The sequence below is a fragment of the Buttiauxella sp. S19-1 genome (genome assembly GCF_022134725.1).
GTDB lineage: Bacteria > Pseudomonadota > Gammaproteobacteria > Enterobacterales > Enterobacteriaceae > Buttiauxella > Buttiauxella ferragutiae.
Genome location: NZ_JAHWLU010000038.1, coordinates 21739 through 39312 on the forward strand (window position 1 = coordinate 21739; position 17574 = coordinate 39312).

Sequence of the window (17574 nt, forward strand, 5' to 3'; positions counted from 1 at the left end):
CGTCAACAGAAAATTCAACACAAGAAATGAGGATTTCTCACTCAAGTTGAAATTTATTCATGTTCGAGGGGGAGGATGAAAAAAGGCCAGCTAAAGCTGGCCTCGGTATTTCTGTCACTGCACCGTTTACAGCAACTGCGCCAAACGGTTGAGATCCGACTGAATAGCGCCAGCCGTCACATCCCGACCAGCGCCAGGCCCACGAATCACCAGCGGGTTATCGCGATACCAGCGGCTTTCGATGGCGAAGACGTTATCGCACGGCAGCAGCGAAGCCAACGGGTGCTCAGGGCGCACCGCCTCCACGCCGACACGCGCTTTACCATTGGCATCGAAACGCGCCACGTAACGTAACACCAGACCCATTTCCTGAGCCGCTTCAAAACGCTGAACCATCTGTTCGTTCAGCTCATCGCCATTTTCAAAGAAATGGTCAATTGAACCAGTTTCACTACCGTTTGTTACCAGCGATTCAACGCGCACCTGATCTGGCTCGATGTCATAACCTGCTTCACGGGCAAGAATCACCAGCTTGCGCATCACGTCTTTACCGGAAAGATCAACGCGCGGGTCTGGTTCAGTCAACCCTTGCTGCCAGGCCTGGTCCACCAAATCGGTAAACGGCACCGTGCCATCGAATTGCAGGAACAGCCAGGAGAGCGTACCGGAGAAAATACCGCTGATGGCAAGAATTGAGTCGCCGCTTTCACGCAGGTCACGAACGGTATGGTTGACCGGCAAACCTGCACCCACGGTGGCGTTATACAACCAGTGGCGGCCTGTCTTGGTAAAGGCATTGCGAATTTCACGGTACTTCTGGCTGTTGCTGGCACCGGCCAGTTTATTGGCGCTGATCACGTGGAAACCGTGGCTGGCGAAATCAAGATACTGATCGGCCAATTGCTCACTCGCCGTCACATCCAGAACCACCAAGTCGTCATACGGATGCGAACGCATCCACTGGAACAGGGATTCTTCATCCTGCTCTACCGCTTCGTCGTTAAAGAAAGCGAGCGCGCGGCTGGCATCCAGCCCTTCGTAATTCAGCAAACTGCGGCGGCTATCTACAACACCCGCCAGAACGAATTCAAAACCGGTACGAGCAGAAATAGTTTCTTGCTCGCGGGCGAACAATTCCAGCCAGCGAGAACCAATATTCCCTTTACCGAAAAGCACCAGACCAACACGTTTTTCAGCGCGGAACAGGGACTTATGCAGACCCTTGATGAGATTTTCAGTTGGGCCAACACGCAGTACCGCAACCAAACTAATTCCGTCTTCAGACTGCCAGATAAACTCAACAGGCTGGTCTTTCAACTGCTGCCAGAAGCGGTGGCTATGCAGCGGGTTACGACATACGCCTGCGCCCACCATCGCCACCAGCGCCAGGCCTTCACGCAGACGTAATTCGCCCGGCAGGTTAGCTTTCGTGAGCGTTTCTAACACGCTGCCGGCAACTTCTGAGGTATAGCAAAGTTGCAGCAGGTTACGATCGGGATGAACGCCAACCGACAGCGGGCGAATCTGGGCACGTTTTAACAACGTATCCAGCTCTTTGTGTGCCAGCTTAAAATCTTGCTGCGGGGAAACCTGCAGTTCAATCAGGCAGACATCATCGTGGCTGGTGACGATACGTGCGCCAGTACCGGAAGCCAGCACACGCTCGATACGTGTTGAACCTTGTTCTGGTGAATAGCTGCAACGTAATTGCAGGTCGATATCGCTACCAGAAACAGGCTGCAAGGTACGGGCGTGCAGGACAGGAGCGGCCAGGCGAGCCAGCTCACTCGCTTCATCCAGGCGCAAAAGTGGCAGCAAGCACGCATCTTTCACTTTACGTGGGTCAGCGCTGTAAACCCCGGCAACGTCACTCCAGATGGTCACGCGGGAAACCCCAGCCAATGCACCAATTTGAGTGGCGGAATAGTCAGAACCATTACGGCCAAGCAGCACGGTTTCACCCGCATCATTACGGCAAATAAAGCCGGTAACGACGAGGCGCTTATGCGGATGTTGCGCCATAAGTTCTTGCAGCAAAGGCCAGGATAAACCTTCATTTACTTGAGGTTGCGCCGAACGTTCAGCGCGCATAAATTCACGCGCATCAAGCCAGGCCGCTGGATGACCTAATTGATTCAACACCGCAGACATCAGGCGTGCAGACCAAATTTCACCATGACCCACGACTTCGGCATACACCGCGTCAGTCATTTTGCCGTCAAGCAAACCCGCCAGACGCTCAAGATCGTGAATAAACTGACCAATCAGAGTATCAGCAACATCCGCTGCCACCAGGCCGCTAATCAGGTCACTTTGGTAACGACGTAGCGCCTGCTGAACCTGATGAGCAGAAAGACGATCGCTTTGGCTCAATTTTAGCCAGTTAATCAACTGGTTAGTTGTGCTACCGGCGGCAGAAACCACCATCATGTCGCCAGGCTTAGAATACTCGGCCATGATCCCTGCAACGCGCAGGTAACACTTCACATCGGCCAGACTACTGCCGCCAAATTTATGCAGTTGACGACCCGACGCCCCTGTTGGTGCTGAAACACTCATGCTTACCCCTCGGCTGCAACCCGGAAGGCATTTTCCAGGTCAGCAATTAAATCTTCGCTATCTTCAATGCCAGTAGAAATACGCAACAAGGTTTCTGAAATCCCCGCTGCCGCACGCGCTTCTGGAGCCATGCCCGCATGGGTCATCGTCGCCGCGTGTGAAATCAAACTTTCTACTCCACCCAGCGATTCCGCTAACGTGAAGAGAGTCAGGCTACTCAGGAAACGACGCAGCGTTTGCTCGTCACCGTTAAATTCAAAACTCAGCATCGCGCCAAAACCTTTTTGCTGACGAGCCGCAATTTCATGGCCCTGGTTTTCAGGCAGCGATGGATGATAAAGCTTTTTCACCAGCGGTTGCGTTTGCAGGAAATCAACAATCGCCTGGGCGTTGCGTTGTGCCACTTCCATACGAGGTGAGAGTGTACGCAGGCCGCGCAGCAGCAGGTAACTATCGAAAGCGCTGCCGGTGACACCAATGTTGTTTGCCCACCAGGCAAGCTCAGTCACGGTTTCAGCGTCTTTCGCAATCACAACACCTGCGACCACATCTGAGTGACCGTTCAGGTATTTAGTACAAGAATGCAGAACCAAATCTGCACCCAGGGCCAGCGGATTTTGCAGAGCCGGGCTAAGGAAGGTGTTATCCACCACGCTGATTGCCCCAACTTCACGCGCTGCGGCGCAGATTTTCGCAATATCTACCACGCGTAACAAGGGATTACTTGGGCTTTCGACCAGCACCAGCTTCGGTTTTTCGGCCAGTGCTGCATTTAATGCAGCTTCATCACCTTGATCAACAAACAAAACGCGATAGGCGCCGCGTTTTGCCAGACTATCAAACAGGCGGTAGCTGCCACCGTAGCAGTCATGCGGAGCCACCAGCAGGTCGCCTGGTTTCAGGTAAACGGTCGTGACCAGATGGATTGCTGACATGCCGGTATTTGTCAGCACTGCGCCCGCACCACCTTCCAGTTCGGCCAGCGCACGCTGTACGACATCACGCGTAGGATTGCCACGGCGCGAGTAATCATGCGCGCGCGGTTCATTAAATCCGGTGAAATTATAAGTACTGGAAAGATGGATAGGGGGTACAACGCAGCCGTATTGCTCGTCATCGTTCAAACCGCTACGTACTGCGATAGTTGCCTGTTTACGCGTCATGGCTCTCGAATCCTTGCTGGTCGAATAAAAGTCAGAGACCAGAGTAAACACTGCTGAGTTAGACGTCAATACATCTGGACATCTAAACTTCTTTGCGTATAGATTGAGCAAACGCGCAATAGCCGTTAAAATTATACGCTTTAGGGTGATAGCGCCGCAGACCGCGGATCAATAAACGCTGTACACTACGTCCAGAAAATCGCTTCTGTCGTGTGTTGTCCGATTGAAGCACATTTATATTGATAAGAGGATTAAGTATCTCATGGCTGAATGGAGCGGCGAATATATCAGCCCTTACGCTGAGCACGGGAAGAAGAGTGAGCAAGTAAAGAAAATTACGGTTTCCATTCCTCTGAAGGTGTTAAAAATCCTCACCGATGAGCGTACCCGTCGCCAGGTGAATAACCTGCGTCACGCAACCAACAGTGAGCTGCTATGTGAAGCATTTCTGCATGCGTTTACTGGTCAACCGCTGCCAAACGATGCGGACCTGCGTAAAGAACGTAGTGATGAGATTCCTGAAGCAGCGAAGGTGATCATGCGCGAGTTGGGGATTGATCCAGAGACCTGGGAATACTAGTTACAGAAATTATCCTTATTCCCTATAGCATTCGAGTCGTAGGTAGGCGGCAAGGGAGCAAATCCCCGGGAGCTTACTGAAGTAAGTGACTGGGGTGAGTGAGTGCAGCCAACACCCCTACGGCTTGAATGATGACGGGATGACTAGTCCTGCTATAGGTTGACACTTTTCGGCCTTACAACGCCCGATGAACTTCATCGGGCGTTTTGTATTTTAGCGACAGATGTGGCCGCCGCGTGTTGTAGATTTCCACCGACTCCCTGACCATCTTTCTTGCCTGTCCGATATCTTCTGGCTTCCCGAGCAGATATTCCATTTTTAATATCCCGTTTACCCGTTCCGCCAGCGCATTCTGATAACAGTCATACCCGTCTGTCATCGAGCAGATGACCCCATGGCGTTGGTGTAGTGCCTGATATTCTGTTGAACAGTACTGCACACCCCGATCTGAGTGATGCACCAGTGGATGTGCTGTACGCCTGCTGACCAGCGCCATTCTGAACGCCTTAGCCACATGATGGGTATGCAGACTTTCATGCACATGATATCCCACGATTTTTCTCGACCAGACGTCTGTTATCAGACTGAGGTACGCCGTTCCCTTACGCAGGGGAAGGTACGTGATATCCGCGACCCACACCTGCTCCGGGCGGCTGGCAACAACCTGATTTTCTCCCGCCTTCAATAAGTTAGGATGACGATAAAAGCGATGATGGCTTTGAGTCGTTTTGTGATACGCCCGTTTCGGTATTACCAGTAATCGTGCGCCACGCAGTATCTGGAACAAACGATCCCGACCGACATGGAGTGCCGGCTCTGGTTGCTGTCGCAATAAATAATGCAGTTTACGTGTCCCCAGCCGGGGCTGGTGTAGCCGGATGGTCGTCACCTGTTCAACGATATGCTGCGCCTGTCTTTCTCTTCCGCGCTCACGTTGCAGGGATTGATACCACGCCTGTCGGCTGATCCCCATGAACCGGCAAGCACGCATTACTGTGAGTCCCGGCGTTTGTGCTTGCGTGATAAGGTGGCCAACTGCTTTTTTGTCAGTGTGGTTCCGAACTCGGTATTCATTACCTTCACGACAGCTTCAAAAAACTGGGCTTTTATTTCTGATTCAGCCAGTTGCTGCTCGAGTTCTTTGATCCGTTGTTCGGGAGTAAGAGGTATTTTGGGCATAGTAGCTCCGCACTTTCTTGCGAGAGAGGGGGAGTGCCAGTCGAGTTGACCGTATCTGCGCAACCACGTCATGACGGTGTGGCTACCCTGAATACCGTAGCGGTCTTGCGCCTGACGGTAAGTCATTTCCCCTTTTTCGACCTGTTCGACAACGGCCAGTTTAAAGGATAGAGGGTAATCGCGTTGTGTGCGTTTAACATATTGGTTCATCACATTTTCCTCTGCCTGCGAGTTAAATGTGTCAACGCTATTTAGGACGGGTCAGGAATAACAAAAAAGGCGCCGTTAGGCGCCTTTCTCTTACCGTCGGCGAATTACTTCTTCGCGCCTGGAACGCTGAAACGCTTGTTGAAGCGGTCAACGCGGCCACCGGTAGCAACATCACGCTGCTTGCCAGTGTAGAACGGGTGGCATTCGCCACAGACGTCCAGGTTCAGATCATGACCCACGGTAGAGCGAATCTTGATAGAATTACCACATGAGCAGTTTGCAGTAATTTCTGCGTAGTTCGGGTGAATATTCTTTTTCATGGAAAACCTCTGTATAAGGCCGCGTCGCTCTTCCAGCCCTAACGCCAGACACCACGCGAAGTTGATAAATTAGGTTTTTTGATACCAAAAACTGCGCATCAAAGGCGGCGAATCATACAGAACCCCGCGAATGGATGCAAACTGATCCGCATTTTCTGGAACACACAGTGTACACTATCTCGTCATTTTTATCAGCCTGGATGCATTCATGCCTGTCGCCCACGTCGCTTTGCCGGTTCCCCTTGCCCGTACTTTTGACTACTTCGTTCCTGATGGAATGCAGGTGGAATCAGGCTGTCGCGTCATGGTGCCGTTTGGTAAACGCCAGGCTGTCGGGATTGTTGTCGCCGTTAGTGAACACAGCGAATTGCCGATTAATGAACTAAAACCTGTTGCTGAAGTTCTGGATGGCGCTTCGTTGTTTCCTGTTTCACTGTGGCGCGTTCTGCTGTGGGCTGCTGAGTATTATCACCATCCGCTTGGCGATGTGCTTTTCCACGCGCTGCCCATTTTGCTGCGCCAGGGGAAACCCGCACACCACGCGCCGTTGTGGTACTGGTTTGCCACTGAAGAAGGTAAAGCCACCGATCTTAATAGCCTGAAACGTGCACCTAAGCAGCAACAGGCTTTGGCGGCAGTTCGACAAAATATCATCTGGCGGCATCAGGTGAGCGAGCTGGAAATCAGCGAAACAGGGCTACAAGCGCTGCGCGTCAAAGGTTTATGCGACCTGAAAAGTGCCGCGCCTTCAACGCAAGACTGGCGCGATAGCTATTCCGTCGAAGGTGAACGTTTACGCCTGAACACCGAGCAAGCCACTGCAATCGGTGCGATTCACAGCTCAGCCGAAAGCTTTGCAGTCTGGCTTCTGGCGGGTATTACCGGTTCAGGCAAAACGGAAGTGTATCTCAGCGTGCTCGAAAACGTGCTGGCACAGGGCAAGCAGGCGCTGGTTCTGGTGCCGGAAATTGGCTTAACGCCACAAACCATTGCCCGTTTCCGTGAGCGTTTTAACGCACCGGTAGAAGTTCTGCACTCCGGGCTTAACGACAGCGAACGTCTTGCCGTGTGGCTAAAAGCGCGCAGTGGCGAGGCCGCGATTGTGATTGGCACACGCTCGTCGCTGTTTACGCCGTTTTGCCGGCTCGGCGTGATCGTGATTGATGAAGAACATGACAGCTCCTACAAACAGCAAGAAGGCTGGCGCTATCACGCACGCGATTTAGCGGTGTATCGCGCACATGCGGAGGATATTCCCATTATCCTTGGCTCCGCGACCCCCGCTCTGGAAACGTTGCACAACGTGCAGTTGGGGAAATATCGGCAGTTGCGCCTGACAAAGCGCGCCGGTAATGCGCGCCCGGCAACGCAACAAGTGGTGGATTTAAAAGGACAGCCGCTGAAATCCGGCCTGGCACCTGCGCTTATCAAGAAAATCGGCCAGCATTTGAAGGCTGATAACCAGGTGATTCTGTTCCTTAACCGTCGTGGATTTGCACCCGCCCTGCTGTGCCATGAATGCGGCTGGATAGCGGAATGCCCACGTTGCGATCACTACTACACCTACCACCAGGGCCAGCGCCATTTGCGCTGCCACCATTGCGACAGCCAAAGACCGGTTCCTCAGCAATGCCCGAGTTGTGGTTCCACTAATCTGGTTCCGGTCGGCATGGGGACGGAGCAACTTGAGCACAGTCTTGCGCCGGAATTCCCGGGCGTGCCGATTTCGCGTATCGACCGCGATACCACCAGCCGTAAAGGGGCGCTTGAACAGCAACTGGCGGAAGTTCATCGTGGCGGCGCACGCATTTTGATTGGTACGCAAATGTTAGCGAAAGGGCATCACTTCCCGGACGTGACGTTGGTGGCTTTGCTGGATGTTGATGGCGCGCTGTTTTCCGCTGATTTCCGCGCAGCAGAACGCTTTGCCCAGCTCTATATTCAGGTTTCCGGGCGCGCTGGACGAGCAGGCAAACCAGGCGAAGTCCTGCTACAAACGCACCATCCAGAGCATCCCTTATTACAAACATTGCTCACCAAAGGTTATGACGATTTCGCCAGCCAGGCTTTGAAAGAGCGCCAGACGGTGTTCTTGCCACCGTTTACCAGCCACATCATGTTCCGTGCGGAAGACCAAAATAACCACCAGGCCCCCCTGTTTTTACAGCAGTTACGAAATCTGCTGGAGTCCAGCCCGTTAAGGGATGACCAACTGTGGATAATGGGGCCAGTGCCTTGTTTACAGCCCAAACGCGGGGGCCGTTTCCGCTGGCAAATTCTGCTGCAACACCCTTCGCGCGCACGCCTGCAACGGCTGGTTAGCCATTCGCTGAAACTGGTTAATACGTTACCTGAATCACGCAAAGTGAAATGGATGCTGGATGTTGACCCGATAGACGGGTAGCACAAAGCGCTACGGATATGCGAAGCGGATCGAAAAATTCAACAACCATCACACTTTTAATGAAATAACTGTAACCAACGGGTCTCAATTTCTGCTAAGAATGTGAGCATGGTCAGACACCAGGGACGTTGTCAGCACCTGTAAAGTGCACGCGAGGAGAAGAAGTTGAAGCTGAAGAATCAGGTTGCCAATGCAACCATGAAAGATGTTGCAGTGCAGGCGAAAGTCTCAACTGCAACAGTGTCCAGGGCGTTAATGAACCCGGATAAAGTATCGCAAAGCACTCGTAATCGTGTGGAACAAGCGGCTATAGCCGTAGGTTATTTACCCCATTCATTGGGGCGAAATTTAAAGCGTAATGAATCACGCACCATTCTGGTTATTGTCCCGGATATCTGCGATCCCTTCTTTAGCGAAATCATTCGCGGTATTGAAGTGACGGCGGCGGAACAAGGCTATTTGGTGTTAATTGGTGATTGCGCTCATCAAAACCAGCAAGAAAAAACGTTCATCAATCTGATTATCACCAAGCAGATTGACGGGATGCTATTGCTCGGCTCGCGCCTTCCTTTTGATGCCAGCATCGAAGAGCAACGCAATTTACCGCCGATGGTGATGGCGAATGAATTTGCGCCTGAACTGGAACTGCCAACCGTTCATATTGATAACCTGACGGCCGCATTCAACGCCGTTTATTATCTGCAACAGCTTGGCCATCAAAAAATTGCCTGTATTGCTGGCCCTGAAGAGATGCCGCTTTGTCACTACCGCTTGCAAGGGTACGTGCAGGCATTGCGCCGCACGGGAACGGTGGTCGATCCACATTACATCGCACGTGGAGACTTCACCTACGAAGCCGGTGCGGCGGCGTTATCGAAATTACTGGCACTACCAAATCCACCAACCGCTGTGTTCTGTCATAGCGACGTTATGGCGCTGGGCGCATTGTCTCAGGCCAAGCGCAGTGGCTTGCGCGTGCCAGAAGACTTATCAATCATGGGCTTTGATGACATCGCTCTGTCACAGTTCTGTGACCCACCTCTCACCACTGTGGCGCAACCCCGTTTCGATATTGGGCGAGAAGCTATGCTGTTGCTATTGGATCAGCTTCACGGGCAAGCCGTGAGTAGTGGTTCGCGTTTGCTGGATTGTGAGCTCATTGAACGAGGCACCACCAGCGCACCTGGCAGTAGAAAATGAACCGCTTTAGGACACTGGATTCTGGTCAAAGGGATGTCCATTAAGTAACATGGCGGGCTGATAAACGTAAAAAATATAGCGAATCGATAGTGGCACAACGAGATTATGTACGCCGCGGGCAATCGGCAGGTACGCGGCGTAAGAAAAGTAGCACCCGCAGCAAGCAACGCAGCCTACCGTCTGTCTCGCCGACAATGGTCGCCATTGCGGCCGCCGTTCTGGTGACCTTTATTGGTGCCCTGTACTTCATTACTCATCATAAGAAAGATGAAAGCGAAACCCTGCCTGGACACAAAGTCACAGGTAACGGCCTGCCACCTAAACCGGAAGAACGCTGGCGTTACATCAAAGAACTGGAAAATCGCCAGACCGGTGTGCGTAGCCCTACTGAGCCGACTGCCGGTGGCGAAGTGCAGAATAAAGATCAGCTCACCAGCGAGCAGCGCCAGTTGTTGGAGCAAATGCAGGCGGATATGCGCCAGCAGCCGACTCAGTTGAATGAAGTGCCATGGAATGAGCAGACGCCAGAACAGCGCCAGCACACACTCCAGCGCCAGAAAGCTATTCAACAGCAACAACAGGTACAGGTACAGGTACAACAGCAGCAGTTCACCGCTCAACAAGTTGCACCGCAACCAAGAGCTGTGCAGCCGCAGCCGGTAACGCAGCAGCCACGTCCAGTGCAGCAGCAACCGCGAACGACGACGTCAACGCAGCAGCCGTATCAAGATTTGTTGCAAACCCCGCCGCATACCCAGCAGCGTGCAGCGACAACAACGACACAACCCAAAGCGGCTCAACCGGCAGCACCGATCGAAGCGGTCAAACCCGCTCCGGCACCACAGGAAAAGCCGAAAGACGAAAAACGCTGGATGGTACAGTGTGGTTCCTTTAAAGGCAGTGAGCAGGCGGAAACCGTCCGTGCGCAGTTGGCTTTCGAAGGTTTTGATTCGCGCATTACCACCAACAATGGCTGGAATCGTGTGGTGATTGGGCCAATCAAAGGTAAAGAGAATGCCGATGGTACGATCAACCGTCTGAAGATGGCGGGTCACTCTAACTGTATTCGTCTTGGCTCCGGGGGTTGAAACCCCCAAAATCCCCCCCATCTATAATTGCATTCAGCCCCGAACATATTTTGGGGATCATATTTCTACCCTAAATAATTCGGGTTGAAGGAAGGCGGCAAAAGAAGGAATCCCGATGAGCTTACTCAAGTAAGTGATTCGGGTGACTGAAAGAAGCCAACGCACCTACAACTTGAATTATGAAGGGTACAGCTGATGCAATAAGGGGTCTGCTCGTGACAACAATAGTAAGTGTGCGCCGTAACGGCCATGTCGTAATCGGTGGTGATGGTCAGGCCACGCTCGGCAACACCGTAATGAAAGGCAACGTTAAAAAAGTGCGTCGTTTGTATAACGACAAAGTGATTGCCGGTTTTGCTGGCGGCACGGCGGATGCCTTCACCCTATTCGAACTGTTTGAGCGCAAGCTAGAAATGCACCAGGGCCACCTGGTGAAAGCGGCGGTTGAACTGGCAAAAGACTGGCGTACCGACCGTATGCTGCGCAAGCTCGAAGCGCTATTGGCTGTCGCCGATGAAAATGCCTCGCTGATCATTACCGGTAATGGTGATGTTATCCAGCCAGAAGATGATCTGATTGCGATTGGTTCAGGTGGCCCTTATGCACAGGCCGCAGCGCGTGCACTGCTTGATAACACCGAACTGGGTGCTCGTGACATCGTAGAGAAATCGCTGGGGATCGCCGGTGATATCTGCATCTACACCAACCATTTCCATACTATTGAAGAATTAGCGTCTAAGGCGTAAGGAATCCCCATGTCTGAAATGACCCCACGCGAAATTGTCAGCGAACTGAACAAACACATCATTGGCCAGGACAATGCCAAGCGTTCCGTGGCGATTGCGCTGCGCAACCGCTGGCGCCGTATGCAGCTTGATGAAGAGCTGCGCCATGAAGTTACGCCAAAAAACATTCTGATGATCGGCCCAACCGGTGTCGGTAAAACCGAAATTGCTCGTCGTCTGGCGAAACTCGCCAACGCGCCGTTCATCAAAGTTGAAGCCACCAAATTCACCGAAGTTGGTTATGTTGGTAAAGAAGTGGATTCTATCATCCGCGATCTGACTGATTCTGCGATGAAAATGGTGCGTTTGCAGTCCATTGAAAAGAACCGATTCCGCGCCGAAGAAATGGCCGAAGAGCGCATCCTTGATGTTCTGCTGCCACCAGCTAAAAACAACTGGGGCCAGGCTGAAGCGCCACAAGAACCTTCTGCGGCTCGCCAGTCTTTCCGTAAGAAATTGCGTGAAGGCCAGTTAGACGATAAAGAAATTGAAATCGATCTGGCTGCAGCACCGATGGGTGTTGAGATCATGGCTCCTCCTGGCATGGAAGAAATGACCAACCAGTTGCAGTCTATGTTCCAAAACCTGGGTGGCCAGAAGCAAAAGCCACGCAAGTTGAAAATCAAAGACGCGATGAAACTTCTGATTGAAGAAGAAGCTGCGAAGCTTGTGAATCCAGAAGAGCTGAAGCAAGACGCGATTGATGCGGTTGAGCAACACGGCATCGTGTTTATCGATGAGATCGACAAAATCTGTAAGCGCGGTGGCAACAGCTCCGGCCCGGATGTTTCTCGTGAAGGCGTTCAGCGTGACTTGCTGCCACTGGTTGAAGGCTGCACCGTTTCTACTAAACACGGTATGGTCAAAACTGACCACATTCTGTTTATTGCATCTGGTGCATTCCAGGTGGCAAGCCCGTCAGACCTGATCCCTGAATTGCAGGGGCGTCTGCCAATTCGTGTGGAATTGCAGGCACTGACGGTTGAAGATTTCGAACGCATTCTGACCGAGCCTAACGCGTCTATCACTGTGCAATACAAAGCGCTGATGGGCACTGAAGGCGTGACTATCGACTTTACCGCAGATGGTATTCGCCGTATTGCTGAGGCCGCATGGCAGGTGAACGAATCCACCGAAAACATCGGTGCGCGTCGTCTACACACGGTGCTGGAGCGCCTGGTTGAAGACATCTCTTATGATGCCAGCGATCTGAGCGGCCAATCCATTCTGATCGATGCCGAATATGTTAGTAAACATCTGGATGAGTTGGTAGCAGATGAAGACTTGAGCCGTTTTATCCTATAATCGCGCTCAACGTATTTTCTTCATTACAAATGGAGGGCTTATGCCCTCCATTTTTTATATCTAACAGAGAGAACTATGAGCGAATCGCACTCTGTAAGCACCACTCAGGCCTGGCTTGAAAGCTTGCGCCCCCGCACTTTACCGCTGGCTTTTGCCTCTATCGTTTGTGGTTCTGCGTTGGCTTTTTGGCAAGGCGTGTTTAATCCGGCTATTGCGTTACTGGCGTTGCTGACTGCGGGGCTACTGCAAATCCTCTCGAATCTGGCTAATGACTACGGCGATGCGGTAAAAGGCAGCGATAAAGAAGACCGAATAGGGCCATTGCGCGGAATGCAGAAAGGTGTGATTACCCAGGCGCAAATGAAAAAAGCGCTGATCATTAGCGTGGTATTAATTTGCTTGTCTGGCATGGCATTGGTCGCTGTCGCCTGCCACACACTGGCCGATTTCCTCGGTTTCATGGCGCTGGGTTTGCTGGCAATCATCGCCGCAATTACCTACACCGTAGGTACACGTCCATATGGATACATGGGGCTTGGCGATATTTCAGTGCTGGTCTTTTTTGGCTGGCTGAGTGTCGCGGGAACCTGGTACTTGCAGGCGCATACTCTGGCACCTTTGGTCTTTTTACCCGCCACGGCGTGCGGATTGCTCGCAACAGCGGTGCTGAACATCAATAATTTACGCGATATCGACAGCGACCGGGAAAACGGTAAAAACACGCTGGCGGTGCGATTAGGCCCAGTGCTGGCACGTCGTTATCATGCCTGCCTGTTGATTGGAGCGCTGGTGTGCCTCGCAGTATTCAATCTTGTCTGGCTGCAAAATTTGTGGGGATGGTTGTTTGTCCTGGCCGCGCCGTTGCTCATTAAACAGGCGCTTTATGTGTTAAATGAAATGGAACCTGTCGCCATGCGCCCGATGCTTGTACGCACAGTGAAAGCCGCATTGCTCACTAACTTGTTGTTTGCGGTAGGAGTTGTGCTCAGCACGGTTTCGTTTTAGCTGACAAATATCAATTAACAATTGATGATTTTGCCAACAGTTAATATTAAGCGATATACTGACAACTCGTGCAGCAACAGAATCTTAATCCTATGAAATATGATACTTCCGAGCTTTGCGACATCTATCAGGAAGATGTCAACGTCGTTGAACCGCTGTTTTCCAATTTCGGTGGGCGGTCGTCCTTTGGCGGGCAAATCATCACGGTGAAATGTTTCGAGGACAACGGATTGTTGTATGATCTGCTCGAACAAAATGGCCGTGGACGTGTTTTGGTGATCGATGGCGGCGGCTCTGTACGCCGTGCTTTGATTGACGCAGAACTTGCCCGTCTGGCGGCTCAAAATGAGTGGGAAGGCATTGTGGTATACGGTGCCGTGCGTCAGGTTGATGACCTGGAGGAACTGGATATTGGTATTCAGGCAATTGCCGCCATTCCTGTTGGCTCTGCTGGTGTTGGCGTTGGCGAAAGTGACGTGCGCGTTAACTTTGGCGGCGTGACATTCTTCTCCGGCGACCATCTGTATGCGGATAACACCGGCATTATCCTTTCCGAAGATCCCCTCGATATTGAGTAACAAAATCGAATAACAAAACGGGCGCCCTGGGGCGCCCGTTTTTATTGAAGCTGTGGTCTTACACTTCTTCCATTTTACCCAGCAGGGCGTGCAGACGATCCTGCCACACATGCTGTTGCTCTTTCAGAGAATTGTTTTCGCGTACTAATTCTTCATGATTGCTCTGAGATTGCTGAACTTGCTGAGACAGATTGGTGTTCGTCTCTTTCAGTTCTTCGATTTCCATCTGCAGCAGGGTAATGGTATCAATCGCCTGCTGTACTTTTGCTTCCAGTTTCTCAAACACTTCAAATGACATTTCGAACCTCTCCTGAATTGCAAGGCGTTGATGGATGTCTAAATCCCCGTCCCGGATATTCCCCGAAGACACCTTATGAATATATGCGCACCACGCAGCGTGTCTCGATTGTAAGTAGCGTGAGTAGCCGTGTCCAGCGAGTTGAAGCGCTCTTTGCGTAACATAACGTTTTTCGGCATATACCGAATGGCGGCATGTCTTAAAATCACTATTTGTTAACGCATTAATTGCGGTTATGAATGTCGAAGTTATCTTCTCTGGGTGATAATGCGCACAAATTGGCGCGAGATCGCTCATTTTTATGACGAGACACGCAAATTTAAAGTTCGATATTTCTCGTTTATGTTCGTTAACGATAAATTAACACAACGCCTACATGGCACCTGCGCGGCAGGGAATGCCCGAACAAACAATAAACATTAATTTTGCCTTCAGGACCCTATTATGAGTCAGACAGCTCCATCAACCTTGAAAGGTCAGTGCATCGCCGAGTTTATGGGTACCGCGTTGTTGATTTTCTTTGGTGTAGGATGTGTAGCCGCCTTAAAAGTGGCGGGCGCAAGCTTCGGGCAGTGGGAAATTAGCGTCATCTGGGGGTTAGGGGTGGCGATGGCTATCTACCTGACCGCAGGGGTTTCCGGCGCGCATCTCAATCCTGCGGTGACCATCGCATTATGGCTTTTCGCCTGTTTTGAAAAACGCAAAGTGGTGCCATTTATTGTGTCGCAGGTTGCAGGTGCGTTCTGTGCCGCAGCTTTGGTGTATGGCCTGTATTACAATTTATTCCTCGATTACGAGCAGACGCATCACATGGTGCGCGGCAGCGTAGAAAGCCTGGATTTGGCGGGGATCTTCTCAACCTATCCAAACCCACACATTAATCTGGTACAGGCCTTTGCCGTAGAGATGGTGATTACCGCCATTTTGATGGGCGTTATCCTGGCGCTGACGGACGATGGCAACGGTGTCCCTCGTGGCCCGTTAGCCCCGCTGCTGATTGGCTTGTTGATTGCGGTTATCGGCGCATCAATGGGACCATTGACCGGTTTTGCCATGAACCCAGCGCGTGACTTTGGCCCGAAACTTTTCGCCTGGTTAGCAGGCTGGGGTGACGTCGCCTTTACCGGTGGCCGTGATATTCCTTACTTCCTGGTACCGGTGTTTGGCCCGATTGTAGGCGCGGCGTTAGGTGCCTTTGGTTACCGTAAGCTGATTGGTCGCCATTTACCTTGTGATGTTTGCGTGGCAGAGGAAGAAAAATCCAGCGCCGCCAAACAACAAAATGCTTCTTTGTAAGACTGACTTCAGGACAAAATTATGACTCACGAAAAAAAATACATTGTCGCACTCGATCAAGGAACCACCAGCTCTCGCGCCGTCGTCCTGGATCACGATGCCAACGTCGTTAGCGTTTCGCAGCGCGAATTTCAGCAAATCTACCCAAAAGCAGGATGGGTAGAACATGACCCGATGGAGATTTGGGCAACTCAAAGCTCCACACTAGTAGAAGTGCTGGCGAAAGCAGACATCAACTCAGACCAAATTGCCGCCATTGGTATCACCAACCAACGTGAAACCGCGATTGTCTGGGAAAAAGAGACCGGTAAACCGATTTACAACGCCATCGTCTGGCAGTGCCGCCGTACCGCAGAAATCTGCGAGCAACTCAAGCGCGACGGTCTGGAAGAGTACATCAAATCGGCAACCGGCCTGGTGGTTGACCCGTACTTCTCCGGTACCAAAGTAAAGTGGATTCTTGATCACGTTGAAGGCTCGCGTGAGCGCGCTCGCCGTGGTGAATTACTGTTTGGTACTGTCGATACCTGGTTAATCTGGAAGATGACTCAGGGACGCGTGCACGTTACTGATTACACCAACGCCTCACGAACCATGCTGTTTAACATCCATGATCTGACCTGGGATGATCGCATGCTGGAAGCGCTGGATATTCCGCGCGCCATGCTGCCAGAAGTGCGTAAATCCTCAGAAGTGTATGGCCAGACCAACATTGGTGGTAAAGGCGGTACGCGTATTCCTATCGCCGGGATCGCCGGTGACCAGCAGGCTGCACTCTTCGGTCAGTTGTGCGTAAAAGAAGGGATGGCGAAAAACACCTACGGTACCGGCTGCTTCATGTTGATGAACACCGGCACGCAGGCCGTTAAATCCACTCACGGTTTGCTGACCACGATTGCTTGCGGCCCACGCGGTGAAGTGAATTATGCGCTGGAAGGTGCAGTATTCATGGGCGGCGCTTCTATCCAGTGGCTGCGCGACGAGATGAAACTGATCAGCGACGCGACGGATTCCGAATACTTTGCCACCAAAGTAAAAGACACCAACGGCGTGTATGTCGTCCCGGCATTTACTGGCCTGGGCGCGCCTTACTGGGACCCGTATGCTCGAGGCGCAATCTTCGGCCTGACTCGCGGCGTGAACGCAAACCACATTATCCGCGCCACACTTGAGTCCATCGCTTACCAAACACGCGATGTGCTGGAAGCGATGCAGGCTGACGCTGATATTCGCTTACACGCTTTGCGTGTTGATGGCGGTGCGGTGGCGAATAACTTCCTGATGCAGTTCCAGGCGGACATTTTGGGGACTCGTGTTGAACGCCCTGAAGTTCGCGAAGTGACAGCATTGGGCGCCGCTTATCTGGCAGGCCTGGCCGTTGGCTTCTGGCAGAACCTGGACGAAGTCAGCGAGAAAGCGGTTATCGAAAAAGAGTTCCGTCCGGGTATCGAAACAACCGAACGTAATTACCGTTACGCTGGCTGGAAAAAAGCCGTTAAGCGTGCGCTGGCCTGGGAAGATCACGAAGAAAGTTAATTGCCCTCACCCACCGGGAGCTGTCTCTTATACACAACTTACCCTGGCAATTTTGTCAGGGTAAGATC

Annotated in this window: 14 protein-coding genes and 1 pseudogene; 10 read left to right on the forward strand and 5 right to left on the reverse strand. The window is 52.0% G+C overall.

Going from position 1 to position 17574, the window contains the following annotated elements; translation table 11 throughout:
• Positions 1-126 precede the first annotated feature (126 nt).
• Together MES37_RS10800 and metB are read right to left on the reverse strand one after the other, a co-directional pair.
• Positions 127-2559 carry a bifunctional aspartate kinase/homoserine dehydrogenase II gene (locus MES37_RS10800; RefSeq protein ID WP_237931359.1) on the reverse strand — a complete coding sequence of 811 codons (2433 nt, stop codon included), beginning with the start codon at positions 2557-2559 and terminating at the stop codon, positions 127-129.
• Between the two features lie 2 nt (positions 2560-2561).
• A complete protein-coding gene (gene metB, locus MES37_RS10805; protein ID WP_237931361.1) occupies positions 2562-3722 on the reverse strand; it encodes a cystathionine gamma-synthase in 1161 nt (386 codons plus the stop codon).
• 262 nt (positions 3723-3984) lie between these two features.
• Here metB and metJ point away from each other — a divergent pair, with 262 nt between their 5' ends.
• Positions 3985-4302 carry a met regulon transcriptional regulator MetJ gene (gene metJ / locus MES37_RS10810; RefSeq protein ID WP_034461414.1) on the forward strand — a complete coding sequence of 106 codons (318 nt, stop codon included), beginning with the start codon at positions 3985-3987 and terminating at the stop codon, positions 4300-4302.
• A 152-nt stretch (positions 4303-4454) separates the two neighbouring features.
• Here metJ and MES37_RS10815 read toward each other — a convergent pair.
• Both MES37_RS10815 and rpmE read right to left on the reverse strand, forming a co-directional pair.
• A pseudogene (locus tag MES37_RS10815) lies at positions 4455-5691 on the reverse strand (IS3 family transposase).
• Positions 5692-5795: 104 nt separating this feature from the next.
• Complete coding sequence (gene rpmE, locus MES37_RS10820; RefSeq protein ID WP_034500060.1) at positions 5796-6011, reverse strand: 50S ribosomal protein L31; 216 nt, start codon at positions 6009-6011, stop codon at positions 5796-5798.
• Between the two features lie 208 nt (positions 6012-6219).
• Here rpmE and priA point away from each other — a divergent pair, with 208 nt between their 5' ends.
• The 7 genes from priA to rraA all read left to right on the forward strand — a co-directional run bounded on the left by priA (position 6220) and on the right by rraA (position 14376).
• Complete coding sequence (priA, locus tag MES37_RS10825; RefSeq protein WP_232887148.1) at positions 6220-8415, forward strand: primosomal protein N'; 2196 nt, start codon at positions 6220-6222, stop codon at positions 8413-8415.
• A gap of 165 nt (positions 8416-8580) precedes the next feature.
• Complete coding sequence (gene cytR / locus MES37_RS10830; RefSeq protein ID WP_237931363.1) at positions 8581-9615, forward strand: DNA-binding transcriptional regulator CytR; 1035 nt, start codon at positions 8581-8583, stop codon at positions 9613-9615.
• Positions 9616-9704: 89 nt separating this feature from the next.
• Entirely contained in the window at positions 9705-10703 is a 999-nt protein-coding gene (gene ftsN / locus MES37_RS10835; RefSeq protein WP_237931381.1) for a cell division protein FtsN, read from the forward strand.
• 215 nt (positions 10704-10918) lie between these two features.
• The gene (hslV, locus tag MES37_RS10840) at positions 10919-11449 is read left to right on the forward strand and encodes an ATP-dependent protease subunit HslV (protein ID WP_064541694.1); all 531 of its coding nucleotides are present in this window, start codon (positions 10919-10921) and stop codon (positions 11447-11449) included.
• A gap of 9 nt (positions 11450-11458) precedes the next feature.
• Positions 11459-12793, forward strand: coding sequence for an HslU--HslV peptidase ATPase subunit (hslU, locus tag MES37_RS10845; RefSeq protein ID WP_064541697.1), 1335 nt, complete (start codon positions 11459-11461; stop codon positions 12791-12793).
• A 75-nt stretch (positions 12794-12868) separates the two neighbouring features.
• The gene (gene menA, locus MES37_RS10850) at positions 12869-13798 is read left to right on the forward strand and encodes a 1,4-dihydroxy-2-naphthoate polyprenyltransferase (protein WP_064541699.1); all 930 of its coding nucleotides are present in this window, start codon (positions 12869-12871) and stop codon (positions 13796-13798) included.
• Between the two features lie 92 nt (positions 13799-13890).
• Positions 13891-14376 (forward strand): ribonuclease E activity regulator RraA, encoded by a 486-nt coding sequence (rraA, locus tag MES37_RS10855; RefSeq protein ID WP_064541702.1) that lies wholly within the window; start codon positions 13891-13893, stop codon positions 14374-14376.
• Between the two features lie 58 nt (positions 14377-14434).
• On the opposite strand, the gene zapB is transcribed toward rraA, so the two are convergent.
• Complete coding sequence (gene zapB / locus MES37_RS10860; protein ID WP_064561531.1) at positions 14435-14674, reverse strand: septal ring assembly protein ZapB; 240 nt, start codon at positions 14672-14674, stop codon at positions 14435-14437.
• A gap of 444 nt (positions 14675-15118) precedes the next feature.
• Between zapB and MES37_RS10865 the strand changes: the two genes are divergently transcribed.
• Both MES37_RS10865 and glpK read left to right on the forward strand, forming a co-directional pair.
• Positions 15119-15970 (forward strand): MIP/aquaporin family protein, encoded by an 852-nt coding sequence (locus MES37_RS10865; RefSeq protein WP_064541709.1) that lies wholly within the window; start codon positions 15119-15121, stop codon positions 15968-15970.
• Positions 15971-15991: 21 nt separating this feature from the next.
• Positions 15992-17506, forward strand: a complete 1515-nt coding sequence (gene glpK, locus MES37_RS10870; protein ID WP_064541712.1) for a glycerol kinase GlpK — start codon at positions 15992-15994, stop codon at positions 17504-17506.
• Positions 17507-17574 lie beyond the last annotated feature (68 nt).